The organism is Pseudomonas sp. FW305-3-2-15-C-LB1, assembly GCF_058787615.1.
The window spans coordinates 399923-415057 of the sequence record NZ_JBYSZX010000003.1; the positions used below are offsets into that span (position 1 = coordinate 399923).

Sequence of the window (15135 nt, forward strand, 5' to 3'; positions counted from 1 at the left end):
TCTCCAATCGATTAAAGAGTCAGGCCCAGCGGCGGAAAATCAGCGAGGTGTTGACGCCGCCAAAGGCAAAGTTGTTGTTCATCACGTAGTCGTGGTGCATCTCGCGGAAGTCACCCTGCAGGTAATCCAGCTCGCCGCATTGCGGGTCGACGGTGTCCAGGTTGAAGGTGTGCACGTACTGGTCGCGGTTCATCATCTCGATGCTGAACCACGACTCCAGCGCGCCGCACGCGCCGAGGGTGTGGCCGAGGAAACTCTTCTGCGAACTGATGGGCATGCGGGTGCCGAACAGGCTGCTGGTGGCCAGGGTTTCGGCGATGTCGCCTTGGTCGGTGGCCGTGCCATGCCCGTTCACGTAGCCGATCGCGGACGGCTCAAGCCCGGCGTCTTCCAGGGCCAGCTCCATGGCGCGGCGCATGGTTTTCTGCTCCGGGCGGGTGGTGTGCTGACCGTCGGCATTGCTGCCGAAGCCGACAATCTCGGCATGGATATGCGCACCGCGCGCCAGCGCATGTTCCAGTTCTTCGAGCACCAGCATGCCGCCGCCTTCACCGATCACCAGGCCATCGCGGCCACTGTCATAGGGGCGTGGGCTGGTTTGCGGGGCGTCGTTTTTCAGGCTGGTGGCGTAAAGCGCGTCGAACACCATGGCTTCGGTGGGGCACAGCTCTTCGGCGCCGCCGGCGAGCATCAGGGGCAGGCGGCCGAACTTGATCGCCTCATAGGCATAGCCGATGCCCTGGCTGCCGCTGGTGCATGCGCTGGACGTGGGGATCAGCCGTCCGGTCAGGCCAAAGAAGATGCTGATATTCGCCGCCGTGGTGTGCGGCATCATGCGCACGTAGGAGTTGGCATTCAGCCCCTCGGCCACCGAGTTCAGCAGCATATTGCCGAACGCCTTGATCTCGTCCGTGCTGCCGGTGGACGAGCCGCAAGCCACGCCCATGCGTCCGTCCTTGATCGACTCGTCACCGAGCAAGCCGGCGTCCTGCAACGCCTGCTCCGCCGCCCACACCGCCAGACGCGAGACGCGGCCCATGCTGCGCAGTTGCTTGCGCGTCCAATGGGCGGGCACGACGAAGTCGTCGATCGGCCCGGCCAGGCGCGTGTTCAATTCAGTGAAGCGGTCCCACTCGTCCATGCGCCGGATGCCACTGCGGTTGGCGCGGAAGTTGGCCGAAATGCTCGCCCAATCGCTGCCCAGGGAGGTCATGCCGGCCATGCCGGTGACGACGACGCGCTTCATCAGCACAAGCCTCCATTCACGGCCAGGACCTGGCGCGTGATATAGCCGGCTTCGGCCGACATCAGGAAGTTCACCGCACCGGCGACTTCTTCCGGCGTGCCCATGCGCTGCGCCGGGATCATTTTCATCAGCTCTTGCACCGGTACGTTTTCATCCAGCATCGCCGTGTCGATCAAGCCGGGGGCGACGCAGTTGACGGTGATCTTGCGCTTGCCCAGCTCGATGGCCAGGGCCTTGGCCGCGCCGATCAGGCCGGCTTTGGACGCGCTGTAGTTGACCTGGCCACGGTTGCCGATCAAACCGGAAACCGACGTGATGCACACGATACGCCCGGCTGCGCGACGACGAATCATCGGCATCATCACCGGGTGCAGCACGTTGTAGAAACCGTCCAGATTAGTGCGCATCACCACGTCCCAGTCCTCCTCCGACAGGGCCGGGAATGCGCCGTCACGGGTCAGGCCGGCATTGAGCACCACGCCGTAGTAGGCGCCATGTTGCTCCACATCGGCCTCGAGAATTTCCTTGCACAGCGCACGATCCGCCACATCGAACTGCAGCACCCGCGCCTTGCGGCCCAGGGCTTCAACCTCGGCCTGCACCGCATCGGCGTCGCTACGCCCGCTGCGGCAGTGCAGCACGAGGTCATGCCCGGCCTGGGCCAGGCGCAGTGCAATAGCGCGGCCGATGCCACGGCTGGAGCCGGTGACCAGTACGGATTCAGTCATGGCGTTACGTCCTTCGATTCATCTAAATAATTGGCCGCCTGGGGCGGTCGAAATACATTCAAGCGGGCGCTCGCCTGGATACCGTCACCGGTCAGGTGGCATTCGAACACACCCATGCCATTGTCGTCTTCCAGGGAACGCAGGCCGTGGATGCTCAGCTCGGCGCCTGCCGGAAAGTGTTCCACGTTGCATTCGAACTTGCGCGTGCCGAGCAGGAAACCCAGTTCCACCGCTTCACCTTTCTGGCGCGCGTGGCAACCGGCGTAGGCGGCGACGCTTTGCGCCATCAACTCGATGCCGACCCAGGCCGGCAGGCTGCCGTCAGCGCGGTTGAACAGGCCGCCTGGCTTGATTGTGGTGCGGGTGTGGACCTGCTCTTCATCGAACGACAGCACCTGGTCGATCAGGATCATGTCGCCCGCATGGGGCAGCAGTTCGGCGAGTGGCCAATCGATCATGGGGCCTCTCCAATAATCAGGCTGACATTGTTACCGCCGAAGGCAAACGAGTTGCTCATCAGGCAGCGTTTTTCCAGGGGCTCTGCGGCTTGCGCCCAGTGCAAGGCGGGCAGTGCCGGGTCGGCCTGGCCATCCCATACATGCGGCGGCACCCGGTGGTGGACCAGGCTCAACCAGCAGAACGCCGCTTCCAGCGCACCGGCAGCGCCCAGGGTATGCCCGCTCAGGGGTTTGGTCGACGAGCAGGCCACGCCGTGGGGGAACAGGCTGGCGACCGCCAGGCTTTCCATCGCATCGTTATGCTGGGTGGCGGTGCCGTGCAGGTTCAGATAGCCGATCTGCCCGGGCTGCAATTTCGCGCTGGCCAGGGCCTTGCGCATCGCCTGCAATGCACCTTTGCCGGTGGGTTCCGGCGCGGAAATATGGTGCGCATCGCAACTGGCGCCGCTGCCCAGCAGGGCGATGGGGGCAGGCATCTTGCTCATCAGGAACAGCACGGCCGCTTCGCCGATGTTGATGCCGTTACGGTTCACCGAAAACGGGTTGCAGCGTTCGTTCGACACCGCTTCCAAGGCACTGAACCCGTTGAGCGTGAGCTTGCACAGGCTGTCGACGCCGCCGCAGATCACTGCATCGCACACGCCCAGGTCCAGCAGGCGCTGGGCGCTCATCAATGCGCGCGCGCTGGAGGTGCAGGCGGTGGAGATCACATAGGCCGGGCCGCTCAGTTGCAGCCAGTCGGCGAGGAAGTTCGCCGGGGCGCTGAGTTCCTGCTGCCGGTAATCGTAATCGCCGGGGAACTGGTGTTCGCGCAGGTAATGGGCAATACCGCGACTGGCTTCATCGATACCCGAGGTGCTGGTGCCGAGCACGATACCGACTCGTGAGGCGCCGTAGGTGTGGATCGCCTGGCGGATCTCGCCCTCGATCTGCAACGCCGCTTCCAGCAGCAACTGGTTATTACGGCTGCTTTGCTGGCCCAGCTCAGCGGGGATGGTTGCCAGCTCGCCGTGCACACCGGCCACCGGCAGCACACGGTCTGGGACCCAGCCGCTTTCGGCGCGCATGCCGGAGCAGTCACCGGCAAACAGGCTGCGGCTGACCTCCGCCTGGCCACGGCCAAGGGCGCAAATCACGCCCAGGGCGTTCAGGTAGGCGGTCATCGTGCCGCTCCTAGCGGTGTGATGCGGTAGCTCAAGGGGTGGCCAGTCATGTTTACGCTGAACACCTCGGACGACTGGTACACGATCTGCCAATGGCCCGGCAGGGTGCGCGTCAAATCCATCGCCTGCGCGCTGGGGTACAGCGTACGCACGTCATCCGCCGAGGTCAGCGCAAACAGCAGCGCGGCAAACAGCTCGCGTGCCTGGGGGTTGGGCGGCAGCAAGCCATCGGCTTGCCACTCGCCATCGATCAGCTTTTGCCGGGCCTGGGGAATGCCCAGGGGGTCCATCATCGACCAACGAATGCCATTGGCTTCGCGCTGGATCACCAACAGCCAGTCCTGGCTCTGGCCGTCAGCCAGGCGTTGCACATGCAGTTGCAGCGGCAAGGCCAGGGCCGGGATTTTCTCGGGCAACGGCGCCTGGCTGGCGCAGGCGCCCAGCAGCAACAGGCAACCGATCAACAGCCAGCGCATCATGGGTTGGCACTCGCCAGTGGTTTGCGTGCCACGCAGTTGACCAGGGTTTCTTCGCGTTGGCCCACCGGCGGTGCCTTGCGCAGACCCCAGCGTTCCAGCAGGCCGAAGTCGCTGGAGCGGCTCCACCACAAGTACGGGTACGAGACGTTTTGCGGGCCGAACTCAAAGCCCTGTTCGCGGAGCATCTCCAGGTATTCTTCGGCGCTTTTCTGCACATGCATCGGGTGGCGGAACAGCCAGCGGATCACCCAGGTGTCGATATAGGCTTCGGTGGACTCGGCAAACAGCAAGTAACCGCCTGGCTTGAGCACGCGGTAGAACTCCTTGAGTGCGCGATGCTGCTCTACCAAGTGGTGGAAGGTCTGGTGGCAGAACAGGATGTCCACGCTGTCGTCCGACACCTGCAGGGTGGCGCAGTCACTGCCGATCAGCTCGATGGCCAGGCCCTGGCGCGCCGCTTCTTCACGGCTCAGTTCCAGGCTGTGCAGGTCCGCGTCAAGACCGATCAGGCGCTTCGGGGCGAACACCTGCTGCAACAGCTTGAAGGATTTGCCCTGGCCGCAACCGGCGTCCAGCAGCACCGGCGCTTGTGGCAGTGGTTCGGTGAACAGGCTGCGCAGGTCGTTGATCGCCACGCGCAACACATGGTGCTGCCAGGTGTGGCTGCGCAGGAACCAGAAGCCGAACCTGGTTTCTTCGACGTAGTTCTTACTCAAATACTGACTGCTCACGCGGCGTCCCCTGCGCAAATTTCCGACAACATCCGCAAGCGTCGCTTGGGTTCACTCACAAACGGGTTGCGCTCATCCCACGCATAACCGGCGAGGATCGACGCGATCATCCGGCGAATCTCCGGCGAACTGCCCGGATGGAAGATCACATCCTGGAACGTCCCGGCGTACCAGCCTTCGACGTAGCAGCGGAACGTATCGACACCGCGCTTCAACGGTTCGGCAAACTCTGTCTGCCAGTCTACGGTTTCGCCGTTGAGCTGACGATGCAGCACGCCGGCCGCCATGCTCGCCGAACGCATGGCGATGGTCACGCCCGAAGAAAACACTGGGTCGAGAAATTCCGCCGCGTTGCCCAGCAGCGCAAAGCCAGGCCCGTGCAGGGTTTTGACGTTGGCCGCGTAGCCGCCGATGGTCCGCGCCGGCGTATCCCATACGGCGTTTTGCAGCACACCGGCCAGGCTCGGGGTTTCATCGATGAAGCCGCGCAGGCAGGCGTCGAGGTCACTGTCACGACCGTCGAAATGCTGCTTGGCAGCGACCACACCCACCGAGCAGCGGCCGTTGCTGAACGGAATGGTCCAGAACCAGATATCACGCTGGGTCGGGTGTGTGGTCACCAGGATCTTGCTGCGCTCGAAACCTGGGTGTTCGATGCGATCTTCGATGTGGGTGAACACCGCCTGGCGCACCGGAAAGTCCGACGGCAGATCCAGCTCCAGCAGGCGCGGCAACACCCGGCCGTAGCCGCTGGCATCGAGCACGAACTTGGCCTTGAGGTGGTACTCGCTGCCGTTTTCCCTGCGTACATGCAGGTAGCGCGACTCGCCCTTGAAGTCCACGCCGACAATGGTTTCGCCGTAGCGGATATCCACGCCTTGCTTGGCTGCCTGATCGGCCAGCAACTTGTCGAACTCGCCGCGCTGCACCTGGAAGGTAGTGGGTTTGCCGTTGCTGAAGGTGTCGCCGAAATCAAACGCGCTGTAGCGCTCGCCCCAGGCAAACGCAGCGCCGGTTTTCACCTGGAAACCTGCCGCCTGCACGGCGTCGAGCATGCCGGCTTCTTCGATAAAGTCGATGCAGTGCGACAGCAGGCTTTCGCCAATCGAAAACCGTGGGAAATGCTGGCGCTCGATGATCAATACATCATGCCCTTTGCGCTTTAACAGCGCGGCGGCGATAGCCCCGGATGGACCGGCACCGATCACCACCACCTGGCGACGTTCCATTTCAACTGTGGGCACGAGGGCTCCTTGCCACATTGGCGATAATTACATTCATAAGGCGTGCTTCTGCCGCCCGGCCCAGGGTGCCAGCATCAAGCTGAATGCCAGGCCCAGGCTGACCGATAAGCCGAAATTGCTCACCGCTGGCGTACTTGATACGGCCAGCAGGCCAAACGACAACCAGGTCGTCAGCGCCGCCAGCAATGTGCCGAGAAGACTGACCGCAGGACCACCTATCTGTTCGCGCATCAGGATTGCGTAGTCCACGCTGATGGCCGTGACCAGCAGCAGGCCGAACAGGCTGAACAGCGTCAGCGGCTGGCCCAGCCAACCGAGGCTGGCCAGGCTGCACAGCGCCGCCAGCAATGGCAGGGCGACGATGCGCAAGGCCCCGCCGAGACCGAACGGCAGGATCAGCAGCAGGACGATCAAGACGCAGGAGATCAACTTCAATTCAGCGGCGCTGATCTGGGTGTCGGCAAACACCCGGTTCAAGTCGCCCAGGCGGTCGACCAACTGCACGCCGGGCAGATCCAGCGCTTGCACGCGCAGCAGCGCGGGGTTGTTCAAGCCTTGCAGGCTGACCATCGCCGCCACGCCGCCGTCCACCGGCCCGAGCCACAGCGTGCGCCAAGGCTCGGCCAGCGGGCCTTTCAGCGCGGCGTCGATGTCTTGGGTGGGCAGTGCTTGCAACTGTACGACTTCGGCTTGCAGGGCACTGGCGGGCACGCCGAGGTCCAGCAGCGGCTGCCAGTGTTGCGGCAGTGCGTTCAGTGCGTCGCGCAGTTGTTGCTGTTCGGCGGGCAGGCTGACCAGTTGATCGAGCGCCAGGTAGCCCTGGAGCTTGTCCATGTTCACCAACTGATCTAGGCGTTGGCCCAACGCGTGTTGATGCTCCAACAGCTGTTGCTGGTTGTCTGCACGTACCAGGAAAAACTGGCTGGTGGGTTGGAACCCGGTGATCCGCGCCACGGCCTGGGCTTCTTGCAGCAGCTGCGGCGGCGCGCCGATCCACTGGCGGATATCATTCTTGCTGTTCAAGTGCCACAGGCCACCGGCGCAAAACAGCAGCACCAGCGCCAGCAATGCCGGGCTCGGCACGCGCTTGAGCAGCGACTCGCGCGCTAGCCACAGGCATTGCGCGACGCGCAGCGGCCATTGCGCCGGGCGCAGTTCGACGCCCTTGAGCAGCGCCGGCAGCAGACACACGGCGGACAGGTACGCACCGACCAGTCCCGCCGCGGAGAACACCGCAATCTGGGTCAGCGCCGGGAACGGCGTCCAGGCCAGCGCCAGGTAGCCGATGCAACTGGTGGCCAGGCTCAGACTCAAACCGGGCAAGGTGATGCGCAACGCCGGCCAACTGCGCCACGGCTGCAGGCTCCAGCTCTTCGACAGGTAGTGCAGCGGGTAATCCACCGCCACGCCGATCAGGCTGGAACCGAGTACCAAGGTCATCACATGCATATGGCCGAACAGCGCCACACAGGCCACCGCGCCAAACAGCATGCCCACCAGCACCGGCACAAAGGCCAGCAGCACGCGCCAGCGGCGGAAGGCGAGCAACAGCAACAACAGGATGCCAACGGTAGCGCCGCCGCCGACCCAGGTGATCTCCCGCGTGGCCTGCTGTTGACCATTGGCGGCGTACAACAAACCGCTGGCGGCGAGCAACTGCGCGCCTTGCTGACCGGCTTGCTCGCGGCTCGCCTGGAGCAGATCCGCCACCTGCAACGGCAGTTTCATGTCGAAGGCATTGCCGGTGGTGCGTGCCCGCAGCAGCACCCAGCTTTTGCCGTCGGCATCGGCGATCAATGCGCCGCTGCCGATATCCAGTTGCACCGAGCCGTGTTGCGGCTGGCTGTTCTGGATACGCCCGGTCAGGCCCAGCCAGTCATCCTGGCTCGGCACCAGGCTGAATCCGGTGAAGGGGTCGAACAGCGCCTGTACGCGTTGCTGGATAAACGCATCGGGATGCTCGATCAGTTGCTCGCGGTCCTTGGCTGACAGCATCGCCAGGCGGCCACGCAGCAATTGCTCGCGCAGCGCCGGCAAGTCGGCTTGCAGGTTCCACTGCACTTTTTCGAATAGCCCGCTGGCCTGCCAGCGCTCGCCCAACTGTTGCGCCACGGCCACGGCTTGCTGGCGGTCGGCATGTCCCACCAGCACCAGCATTTCGCGGTTCAGCGGCTCCTGCATGCGTTGTTCGGCTTGCTGTTCCAGCGCATCCGGGGTGTTGCCCGGCACCAGTTCCATCAGGTTGGCCGACAGCGGCGCACCGTGGCGCCACTGCCAGCCGGCCAGGGCCAGCACGGCCACCAGCAGGATCAGGAACAGGCGCGGCAGCAGGCGCTCACTGGGCAAAGTCGTGTTGCTCCGCTTCACTCAGGGGCAGGTCGGCATGGCTGTCCTGCATGCGCAGCACGGTGCTGTCGCCCTGGGTTTCCAGCAGTTCGATGGTTTGCACCAGGTCGCCGCCGTCGATGTTGATCTGGGTGAAGACTTGCTTGAGCAACAGCGAGCGCGGGATCAGGGTCAACTTCCACTGCTTGGCCTCGCCTTGCAGCTTCAATTCGAAGTCACGTTGCAGGCCGCTGCTGTCGCCCTGCAGTACGGCGAGGAACAGCCGATTTTGTTCGGCACCGGCGCTCTTGTTCGGCAGCAGTTGCCAACTATTGGCGTCGCGACGGGCAATGCCCTGGGCGCTGATGCGGTAGTCCTGTTGCAGTGGCGTTTTCAGCAGCCACAGCAGGCCATGGTCCTTGGCGAGCACGAAGGTGCCTTTGCTGACCAAGGGCTGGGGCAGGGCACGCAGGTGTTTTTCCTGGGTGAAGTTGCCGTGGATCACCGAGGGTTTGGCCAGTTGGTCGCTGAGTTGTTGCAAGTCAAAAGCATGTGCACTAAAGCTCAGGAACAACCCGATCAAAAATGTGGCAGCGGGCTTGCCCGCGATGAGCCTGAGGGCGCTGCGTAGTGTCCGGCGGATCGCGTTATCGTTGAAGTCCATCGGGGGTAAGCCCCCTCCCATATGGGATTTCATTTCAGGGCCCTTTCGACGGCGTCGGTGAAAATTTTGGGGGAGGCCAGTTGCATCTCGCGCGTGGCGATTTCCACCGCGACTTGCACGGTGCTGGCGCGGGTCAAACGCTCGCCGCTGGCCAGGTCGGTGATCAGGTAGTTGACCTTCAAGCGGTTCTCCCACTCCACCAGGCTGGCGCGTACGTTGATGGTCTGGCCGAACACGGCGCCGCGCACGTAGCGCAGTTGCAGGTCGATCACCGGCCAGGCGTAGCCCGATTCGAGCATCGCCGCGTAGTTGTGGCCGAGCTTGTCCAGCAGCGCGCAACGCGCCACCTCCAGGTACTTCACGTAATGCCCGTGCCACACGACGTTCATGGTGTCGACGTCAAAAAACGGCACGAGGATTTCAGTGTCGCAATGCAGCACGCCAGGGTTACGCATGCAGCCTCCAGTGTTGTTCGGCGATGCGTTGCAGGCACAGGCGCAGTTCGCCTTCCAGGGCGCGGTCTTCGATGACCGGCGGGAAGTCCTTGGCCAGTTCCGCGTGCATGGCGGCCAAGGCCGGTGGCAGCGGCCGCGCATCCTCGGCCTGGGCCCGCAGCCACACGCCCTGGTTGGCCGCGAGCAAAGTTGCGGCGGCGACCTGTTCGGTCAGCTCCAGCACGCGGATCGCATCGCGGGCGGCGATGGTGCCCATGCTCACCTTGTCCTGGTTGTGGCACTCGGTGGAGCGCGAGAACACGCTGGCGGGCATGGTGTTTTTCAGGGCTTCGGCGGTCCAGGCGCTGGTGCCGATCTGCACCGCCTTGAAGCCGTGGTTGATCATGGCGCGGTCAGCCGGCGCGCCGGACAGGTTGCTCGGCAGGCCGTGGTTGTAGCGCACGTCCACCAACAGTGCGAGCTGGCGGTCGAGCAGGTCGGCGACGTTGGCCACCAGGGTCTTGAGGCTGTCCATGGCAAAGGCGATATGCCCGCCGTAGAAGTGCCCGCCGTGCAGCACGCGTTCTTCTTCGGCGTCGATGATCGGGTTGTCGTTGGCGCTGTTCAGCTCGATCTCGATGAACGAACGCAGCCAGTTCAGGCTGTCGGCCAACACGCCGAGGACGTGGGGCGCGCAGCGCAGTGAGTAACGGTCCTGCAGACGGTGCAGTGGCGCGGTCGGCGCATCGATGGCCAGGTCCTTGCGCAGCCAGGCGGCGACTTGCATCTGCCCCGGGTGCGGCTTGGCGGCGAACAGCCGCTCGTCGAAGTGTTCCGGGTTGCCTTGCAGCGCCACCACGTTCAGCGCGGTGATGCGCGTGGCCAGTTGCAGCAGGTAGTCGGCGCGGGCGAAGGCCAGGCACGCCAGGCCGGTCATCACGGCGGTGCCGTTCATCAGCGCCAGGGCTTCCTTGGGGCGCAGCACCAGCGGGTTCCAGCCCAGTTCGCGGTGCACGTCGGCGGCCTGGCGGCGTTCGCCACGGAACATCACTTCACGTTCGCCGGACAGGGTTGCGGCCACGTAGGAAAGGGGCGTCAGGTCACCGCTGGCGCCCACCGAGCCTTCTTCCGGGATCAGCGGCAGCACGTCGTGTTCGAGGAACGCATGCAGGCGCTCCAGCAGCTCCACGCGCACACCGGATACGCCGTGGCACAGCGACTGCAAACGAGCCGCCAGCACCGCCCGGGTGGCCTGGGCGTCGAGCAACTTGCCCAGGCCGCAACCGTGGAAGGTGTACAGATGACGCGGCAGCGCTTCGACGTGCTGCAAGGGCACCGCCACCACGCAGGAGTCGCCGTAGCCGGTGGTCACGCCGTAGATCACGCCTTCCTTGTCCAGCAGCGAGTCGAGGAACTGCGCGCCCTTGGCGATGCGCTGGCGATACGCGGGGTCATCCTGCAACTGCGTAGGCGCTTGACGGTTGGCCAGGGCCAGCACGTCTTCGATGCGCAAAGGGCGTTCGCCAAAGGTTACCGGCTCAAGATGCGTGGTCATCGGTCTTCCAGAAAGGGTAAAAGTTGAACCATTGTCGGGGCGCTTCCAGGCAGAACTCGCCCAGGCGTGCGGCGTAGCGTGCGGTCCACAGGGCTATGACCTGCTCGCGGGTGGTGCGTTTCCATTCGATCAGCGGCGTAAACGGCTCGATGCTCAGGCGATAGCGGCTGCCGTGCTTGAGGCACATCAACAGGTTCACCGGGCATTTGAGCAGGCCGGCCAGCAGCCACGGGCCTTGGGGGAAGGCGGCGTCGTGGCCGAGGAAGTCCACACGCACCGTGCGCCCACCGTGCAGCGGCACGCGGTCGCCGGCGATGGCCAGCCACTCGCCGTCATCCAGGCGCTGGCTGAGCAGCAGCATGGTGGCCGGGTCCAGCTCGCTGACCTGGATCAGGCGCAAGTGCGTCGCCCCGGCCTCGCCCAACAGACGGTTGAATTGTTCGGCGTGCTTGGTGTGCACCAGCACGTTCATGGTGACCTGTTCACCGATCTCGGCCAGCGCCCGGCACACTTCGAGGTTGCCCAGGTGCGCGCCCACCAGCATCTGCCCGCGCTCGCCCCGCAGTTGCCCGCGCAATTGCGCAGGGTCGTTGATTTCAATCTGCTCCAGGCGCAACTTGCCGTTCCACACGTCGAGCTTGTCGAGCAACGAGTCGGCAAAGGCCATGAACTGGCCGAAGACTTTCCAGTGGGTAGGGCGCAGTTCGTCACGCCCGCTCCAGTCGGCCAGGCGCTGCTGGTATTGCCAGGCGCTCTGTCGGGCGGTGCGGCCGAACAGGAAGAAGTACAGGACGATGCCGTACAACACCGGGCTCAGCAGTCGACGACCAAGGACCTTGGCGGCGAAGGCGGTGAGTTTCATCAGCCAATAGCTGCCGCGCTCCTCGCGGTCGGCCCAGTGTTTGCTGCTGTCACTCATGCCTGCCACCGCCGCCACAGGATCATCGGCGCGCGGATCAGCATGCCGAAGAACAGTCGGGTGTGCATGGCCGAGATGCGTACGTTGTCGCGGAACAGGCGGAAGTGCGACAGGCCATCGGCCGGGTAATGCACCTGGGTCGGCAGCCAGCGCATCGGTTGGTTGCGCCAGGCCAGGCGCACCAGAATGTCGGAGTCGAAGTCCATGCGCGTGCCGATGTAGGCCGAGTCCATCAGCGCCAGCACCGGTGCCAGCGGGTACACGCGAAAGCCGCACATCGAGTCGCGGATCTGCAACGACAAGGTGTTGATCCACACCCACACGTGGGTCAGGTAGCGCGCGTACAAGCGGCCTTTGGGCACGCTGTCGTCGTATTCGGGATAGCCGCAGATAATCGCATCGGGATGCCGACGCGAGGTGTCGATAAAGGTCTCGACTTCGCGCAGGTCATGCTGGCCGTCGGCGTCGACTTGCAGGGCGTGGCTGAAACCCAGGCGTGCGGCTTCGCGAAAGCCGGCCATCACCGCGCCGCCTTTGCCCTGGTTGTTCGGCAAGGTCAGCAGGGTGACGTTGTCCAGGGTTGCCAGTTGCGCCAATACCGCTGCGCACGCCGGGCTGCTGCCGTCATCCACCAACAGGCAGGGCAGGCCGCTGTCCAGCAGGCTGCGGACCACGGCCGGCACGGCGGCTTCGTGGTTGTAGACCGGGATCAGGGCGCAGGGGTTATGCATTGGATGCCACCAACTGAATGCGTCCGCTGGAGCAGGCCGCTACGCCGTTGCGATAGGCGAAATACAATTTGCCGCGTTCCGGGTCAAAGCGCAGGTGCAGTTCGATCCCATCGCCTGGGCGCACTAATTGCTGAAACTTGAGCACTTCCATACCCGCAAAACTCGGTGGCAAATCGAGCAGTTGTTGGCCCAGATTGAACGCCCACTCGACTTGCACCACGCCCGGCAGCACCGGCGTGACCGGGAAGTGGCCGCTGAAATAGGCCAGGTCTGGCGGGACGCTCAGTTGCACGGTCCATTCGCCGTTGGCTTCGACGCGCTCCAATACTTCCGGTGCCTTGGGCCGGGGTGCCAGCAGCAGTGCCTCGATGTCGGCCTGAGGCAGTTTGCCTTGGCTGTTCAGCGGCAGCTGCCTCAGCAATCGCCAACGACGCGGCAGGGCCAGGGCTTCGCAGTGCTGGCTCAGGTGTTGGCGCAGGGTTTGGGTGACGGTCCGGCGGCCTTGATTGCGCAAGGCATGCAGGCCTTCGGCGCTCAACACCACCAGCGCACCAAGCGAGGCGCGATTTTCCTGGACTACGCCCAGGCGGGTGTCGGCGACCCACGGGTGGGTCATCAACGCGTGTTCCAGCATGGGCAGGGAGATGCGTTTTTCTTCCAGCTTGACGATGCGGTCCAGGCGGCCGAGCAGCTCGAAACGGCCATCGGCATGGATGCGTGCGGCGTCGGCGGTCTGTTCGACATGCCCCTCAGGCAGGTAAGGCGATGCAATGCGCAGGGCACCGTCGGCATCCTGGCTCAGTTGCACGTCGGTAAACGGCTGCCACGGCTGTGCGCCTTGGCGCCAGGCGATGCCGCCGGTTTCCGAGCTGCCGAGAATCTCGGTCGGCCATTGTTGCAAGCGGTCATACAGGCTGCCGGCGGCGTCCACCGGCAACGCGCCGCCGGACGAAAACACCCGCGACACGCTGCTCAGTGCCGGCCAGTCGAGGTTATCGCCCATGCGCTTGAGCAGTGCCGGGCTGGCAACCCAGGCAAAGTGCGCATGCTCGCGACTGGCGCGCTGCATGTCTTCAGGGAATGCCAGTTGCTTGCGCACAAAGGTACGGCCGGCGCACAGCGGCCACAGGACGCGGAACAGCAAACCGTAGATGTGTTGGGTGGCGACGCTGCCGATGATGCAGGCGTCCTTGAGGTCCTGGCCCCACAGGGTTTCCAGGGCCTCGACCTCGTTGGCCAGTTGACGCAGGGTCTTGTCGATGCGCTTGGGTTCGCCGCTGGAGCCGGAGGTGCACAGGCTCAGTTGGCAAGCGTCCAGTTCAAGTGCGGCAGCGCTCAATGGCGCCGCATACAGCGACTCAAGGTCAGCCGCTTCGGTCAGCCAGGCATCGACGGCCTCATCCCAGCGTTGGCGGGTCTGAGGTTGCAGGTCGGCGGGCAGCAGTACGCTGACTCCGGCCCGCCAGGCACCCAGCAGGGCAATCGCCAGCAGGCCGGCATCTTCCAGGTACACGGCCAGTCGCTGGATGCCGCGGGCTTGCAGGCCCGCCGCCAGGCTCAGGGAGTATGCCCACAGTTGGGCGTGATTCATGGCAGGTTCGGTGGTAACCGGACGCTGTTCCAGCGGCTCAAGCAGCACGTGCTCAAGTTTCAACCCATTCATACGCGGCCTCGAACCCTTTGTCGTACCAGCCATTCCACGGCAAACAACAGCCCCATCAGCCCGTAGGCGATCAGGCCGTTGTACAACGTCCACCAGCTCAGCGGTGCCCACAGGGTGAGGGCGGCGGCGAGCAGGCCATTACACAGAAAAAACACACTCCACACCACGGTGACCTGGCGGGTGTACACGATGGCATGCGGCGCCAGCACCGGGTCGGTCATGCGCGCCAGGCGCTCGACCATCGGCGGGCCATATTTGAGGCTCAGGCCGAACAGCGCCAGCATGAACGCGCTGACCAGGCTCGGGTACCAGCGCAGCAGGCGGGGGTTGTCGAACCAGGCGAGCAACAGGCAGAACACGATCACCGCCAGCGCCATCCCGCGGCTGCCCGGGCGTCGTGCACCGGTCAGCGCGCGCAGCAGCCACAGACTGCCGAGCAGCAGACCGAATTGCCACGGGGCGAAGTGTTCGGTGCCGTAATACACCGCAAAGGGGTACAGCAGCCCCGCCAGCAACAGGCCAAGGCCGATCAACCGGCTCATGCGGCAGGCGTGACCAGACGGTACACCGCCTCAACCACGTCGTTCACGGTGCGCACAGCCTTGAATTCCTCGGCGGCGATCTTCTTGCCGGTCTGGCGCTTGATATGGTCGATCAAGTCGACGGCATCGATGCTGTCGATTTCCAGGTCCTGGTACAGGTTGGCGTCCAGGGTAACGCGTTCCGGCGGCAGTTCGAACAGTTCCACCAAGGCATCGCGCAGGGTGTTGAAAATATCGTCACGAGTTTGCATGG

The 15135-nt window shown here is 64.3% G+C and carries 16 protein-coding genes; all 16 read right to left on the reverse strand.

The window, feature by feature from the left end:
- Positions 1-19: 19 nt before the first annotated feature.
- From AC3WP7_RS08615 to AC3WP7_RS08690, 16 genes are read right to left on the reverse strand one after another with little or no spacing between them, the layout of a single operon-like run.
- Entirely contained in the window at positions 20-1246 is a 1227-nt protein-coding gene (locus AC3WP7_RS08615) for a beta-ketoacyl-ACP synthase (protein ID WP_071492357.1), read from the reverse strand.
- Entirely contained in the window at positions 1246-1974 is a 729-nt protein-coding gene (locus AC3WP7_RS08620) for a 3-ketoacyl-ACP reductase FabG2 (protein WP_092246444.1), read from the reverse strand. The genes AC3WP7_RS08615 and AC3WP7_RS08620 overlap by 1 nt, the downstream gene beginning before the upstream one ends.
- On the reverse strand, positions 1971-2432 hold the full coding sequence (locus tag AC3WP7_RS08625; protein WP_092246447.1) for a hotdog family protein: 462 nt from the start codon (positions 2430-2432) through the stop codon (positions 1971-1973). Before AC3WP7_RS08625 ends, AC3WP7_RS08620 begins: the two co-directional genes overlap by 4 nt.
- Complete coding sequence (locus AC3WP7_RS08630; RefSeq protein ID WP_102591519.1) at positions 2429-3595, reverse strand: beta-ketoacyl-[acyl-carrier-protein] synthase family protein; 1167 nt, start codon at positions 3593-3595, stop codon at positions 2429-2431. The genes AC3WP7_RS08625 and AC3WP7_RS08630 overlap by 4 nt, the downstream gene beginning before the upstream one ends.
- Positions 3592-4074, reverse strand: coding sequence for a hypothetical protein (locus AC3WP7_RS08635; RefSeq protein ID WP_092246453.1), 483 nt, complete (start codon positions 4072-4074; stop codon positions 3592-3594). Before AC3WP7_RS08635 ends, AC3WP7_RS08630 begins: the two co-directional genes overlap by 4 nt.
- A complete protein-coding gene (locus tag AC3WP7_RS08640; RefSeq protein WP_092246456.1) occupies positions 4071-4805 on the reverse strand; it encodes a class I SAM-dependent methyltransferase in 735 nt (244 codons plus the stop codon). The genes AC3WP7_RS08635 and AC3WP7_RS08640 overlap by 4 nt, the downstream gene beginning before the upstream one ends.
- Positions 4802-6049 (reverse strand): NAD(P)/FAD-dependent oxidoreductase, encoded by a 1248-nt coding sequence (locus AC3WP7_RS08645; protein WP_093121333.1) that lies wholly within the window; start codon positions 6047-6049, stop codon positions 4802-4804. The genes AC3WP7_RS08640 and AC3WP7_RS08645 overlap by 4 nt, the downstream gene beginning before the upstream one ends.
- A 33-nt stretch (positions 6050-6082) precedes the next feature.
- Positions 6083-8395, reverse strand: coding sequence for an MMPL family transporter (locus AC3WP7_RS08650; RefSeq protein ID WP_102591520.1), 2313 nt, complete (start codon positions 8393-8395; stop codon positions 6083-6085).
- Positions 8385-9038, reverse strand: a complete 654-nt coding sequence (locus AC3WP7_RS08655; protein ID WP_092246465.1) for an outer membrane lipoprotein carrier protein LolA — start codon at positions 9036-9038, stop codon at positions 8385-8387. Before AC3WP7_RS08655 ends, AC3WP7_RS08650 begins: the two co-directional genes overlap by 11 nt.
- Before the next feature lie 29 nt (positions 9039-9067).
- Positions 9068-9493: an acyl-CoA thioesterase gene (locus AC3WP7_RS08660; protein ID WP_093528536.1), complete on the reverse strand. Its 426-nt coding sequence runs from the start codon at positions 9491-9493 to the stop codon at positions 9068-9070.
- The gene (locus AC3WP7_RS08665) at positions 9486-11027 is read right to left on the reverse strand and encodes an HAL/PAL/TAL family ammonia-lyase (RefSeq protein ID WP_092246472.1); all 1542 of its coding nucleotides are present in this window, start codon (positions 11025-11027) and stop codon (positions 9486-9488) included. Before AC3WP7_RS08665 ends, AC3WP7_RS08660 begins: the two co-directional genes overlap by 8 nt.
- On the reverse strand, positions 11011-11946 hold the full coding sequence (locus AC3WP7_RS08670) for a lysophospholipid acyltransferase family protein (protein ID WP_092246475.1): 936 nt from the start codon (positions 11944-11946) through the stop codon (positions 11011-11013). Before AC3WP7_RS08670 ends, AC3WP7_RS08665 begins: the two co-directional genes overlap by 17 nt.
- Positions 11943-12677 (reverse strand): glycosyltransferase family 2 protein, encoded by a 735-nt coding sequence (locus AC3WP7_RS08675; RefSeq protein ID WP_092246478.1) that lies wholly within the window; start codon positions 12675-12677, stop codon positions 11943-11945. The genes AC3WP7_RS08670 and AC3WP7_RS08675 overlap by 4 nt, the downstream gene beginning before the upstream one ends.
- Positions 12670-14340: an acyl-CoA synthetase family protein gene (locus AC3WP7_RS08680; protein WP_092246481.1), complete on the reverse strand. Its 1671-nt coding sequence runs from the start codon at positions 14338-14340 to the stop codon at positions 12670-12672. Before AC3WP7_RS08680 ends, AC3WP7_RS08675 begins: the two co-directional genes overlap by 8 nt.
- Positions 14337-14882, reverse strand: a complete 546-nt coding sequence (locus AC3WP7_RS08685; protein WP_092246484.1) for a COG4648 family protein — start codon at positions 14880-14882, stop codon at positions 14337-14339. Before AC3WP7_RS08685 ends, AC3WP7_RS08680 begins: the two co-directional genes overlap by 4 nt.
- The gene (locus tag AC3WP7_RS08690) at positions 14879-15133 is read right to left on the reverse strand and encodes an acyl carrier protein (RefSeq protein WP_016979215.1); all 255 of its coding nucleotides are present in this window, start codon (positions 15131-15133) and stop codon (positions 14879-14881) included. The genes AC3WP7_RS08685 and AC3WP7_RS08690 overlap by 4 nt, the downstream gene beginning before the upstream one ends.
- Positions 15134-15135 lie beyond the last annotated feature (2 nt).

What these genes read in the sequence shown, in the direction of transcription:
- AC3WP7_RS08620 (WP_092246444.1), bottom strand. Translation starts at nt 1,974, where the DNA reads ATGACTGAATCCGTACTGGTCACCGGCTCCAGCCGTGGCATCGGCCGC.
- AC3WP7_RS08670 (WP_092246475.1), bottom strand. Translation starts at nt 11,946, where the DNA reads ATGAGTGACAGCAGCAAACACTGGGCCGACCGCGAGGAGCGCGGCAGC.
- AC3WP7_RS08690 (WP_016979215.1), bottom strand. Translation starts at nt 15,133, where the DNA reads ATGCAAACTCGTGACGATATTTTCAACACCCTGCGCGATGCCTTGGTG.
- AC3WP7_RS08655 (WP_092246465.1), bottom strand. Translation starts at nt 9,038, where the DNA reads ATGGACTTCAACGATAACGCGATCCGCCGGACACTACGCAGCGCCCTC.
- AC3WP7_RS08615 (WP_071492357.1), bottom strand. Translation starts at nt 1,246, where the DNA reads ATGAAGCGCGTCGTCGTCACCGGCATGGCCGGCATGACCTCCCTGGGC.
- AC3WP7_RS08665 (WP_092246472.1), bottom strand. Translation starts at nt 11,027, where the DNA reads ATGACCACGCATCTTGAGCCGGTAACCTTTGGCGAACGCCCTTTGCGC.
- AC3WP7_RS08660 (WP_093528536.1), bottom strand. Translation starts at nt 9,493, where the DNA reads ATGCGTAACCCTGGCGTGCTGCATTGCGACACTGAAATCCTCGTGCCG.
- AC3WP7_RS08630 (WP_102591519.1), bottom strand. Translation starts at nt 3,595, where the DNA reads ATGACCGCCTACCTGAACGCCCTGGGCGTGATTTGCGCCCTTGGCCGT.
- AC3WP7_RS08635 (WP_092246453.1), bottom strand. Translation starts at nt 4,074, where the DNA reads ATGATGCGCTGGCTGTTGATCGGTTGCCTGTTGCTGCTGGGCGCCTGC.
- AC3WP7_RS08685 (WP_092246484.1), bottom strand. Translation starts at nt 14,882, where the DNA reads ATGAGCCGGTTGATCGGCCTTGGCCTGTTGCTGGCGGGGCTGCTGTAC.
- AC3WP7_RS08680 (WP_092246481.1), bottom strand. Translation starts at nt 14,340, where the DNA reads ATGAATGGGTTGAAACTTGAGCACGTGCTGCTTGAGCCGCTGGAACAG.
- AC3WP7_RS08625 (WP_092246447.1), bottom strand. Translation starts at nt 2,432, where the DNA reads ATGATCGATTGGCCACTCGCCGAACTGCTGCCCCATGCGGGCGACATG.
- AC3WP7_RS08675 (WP_092246478.1), bottom strand. Translation starts at nt 12,677, where the DNA reads ATGCATAACCCCTGCGCCCTGATCCCGGTCTACAACCACGAAGCCGCC.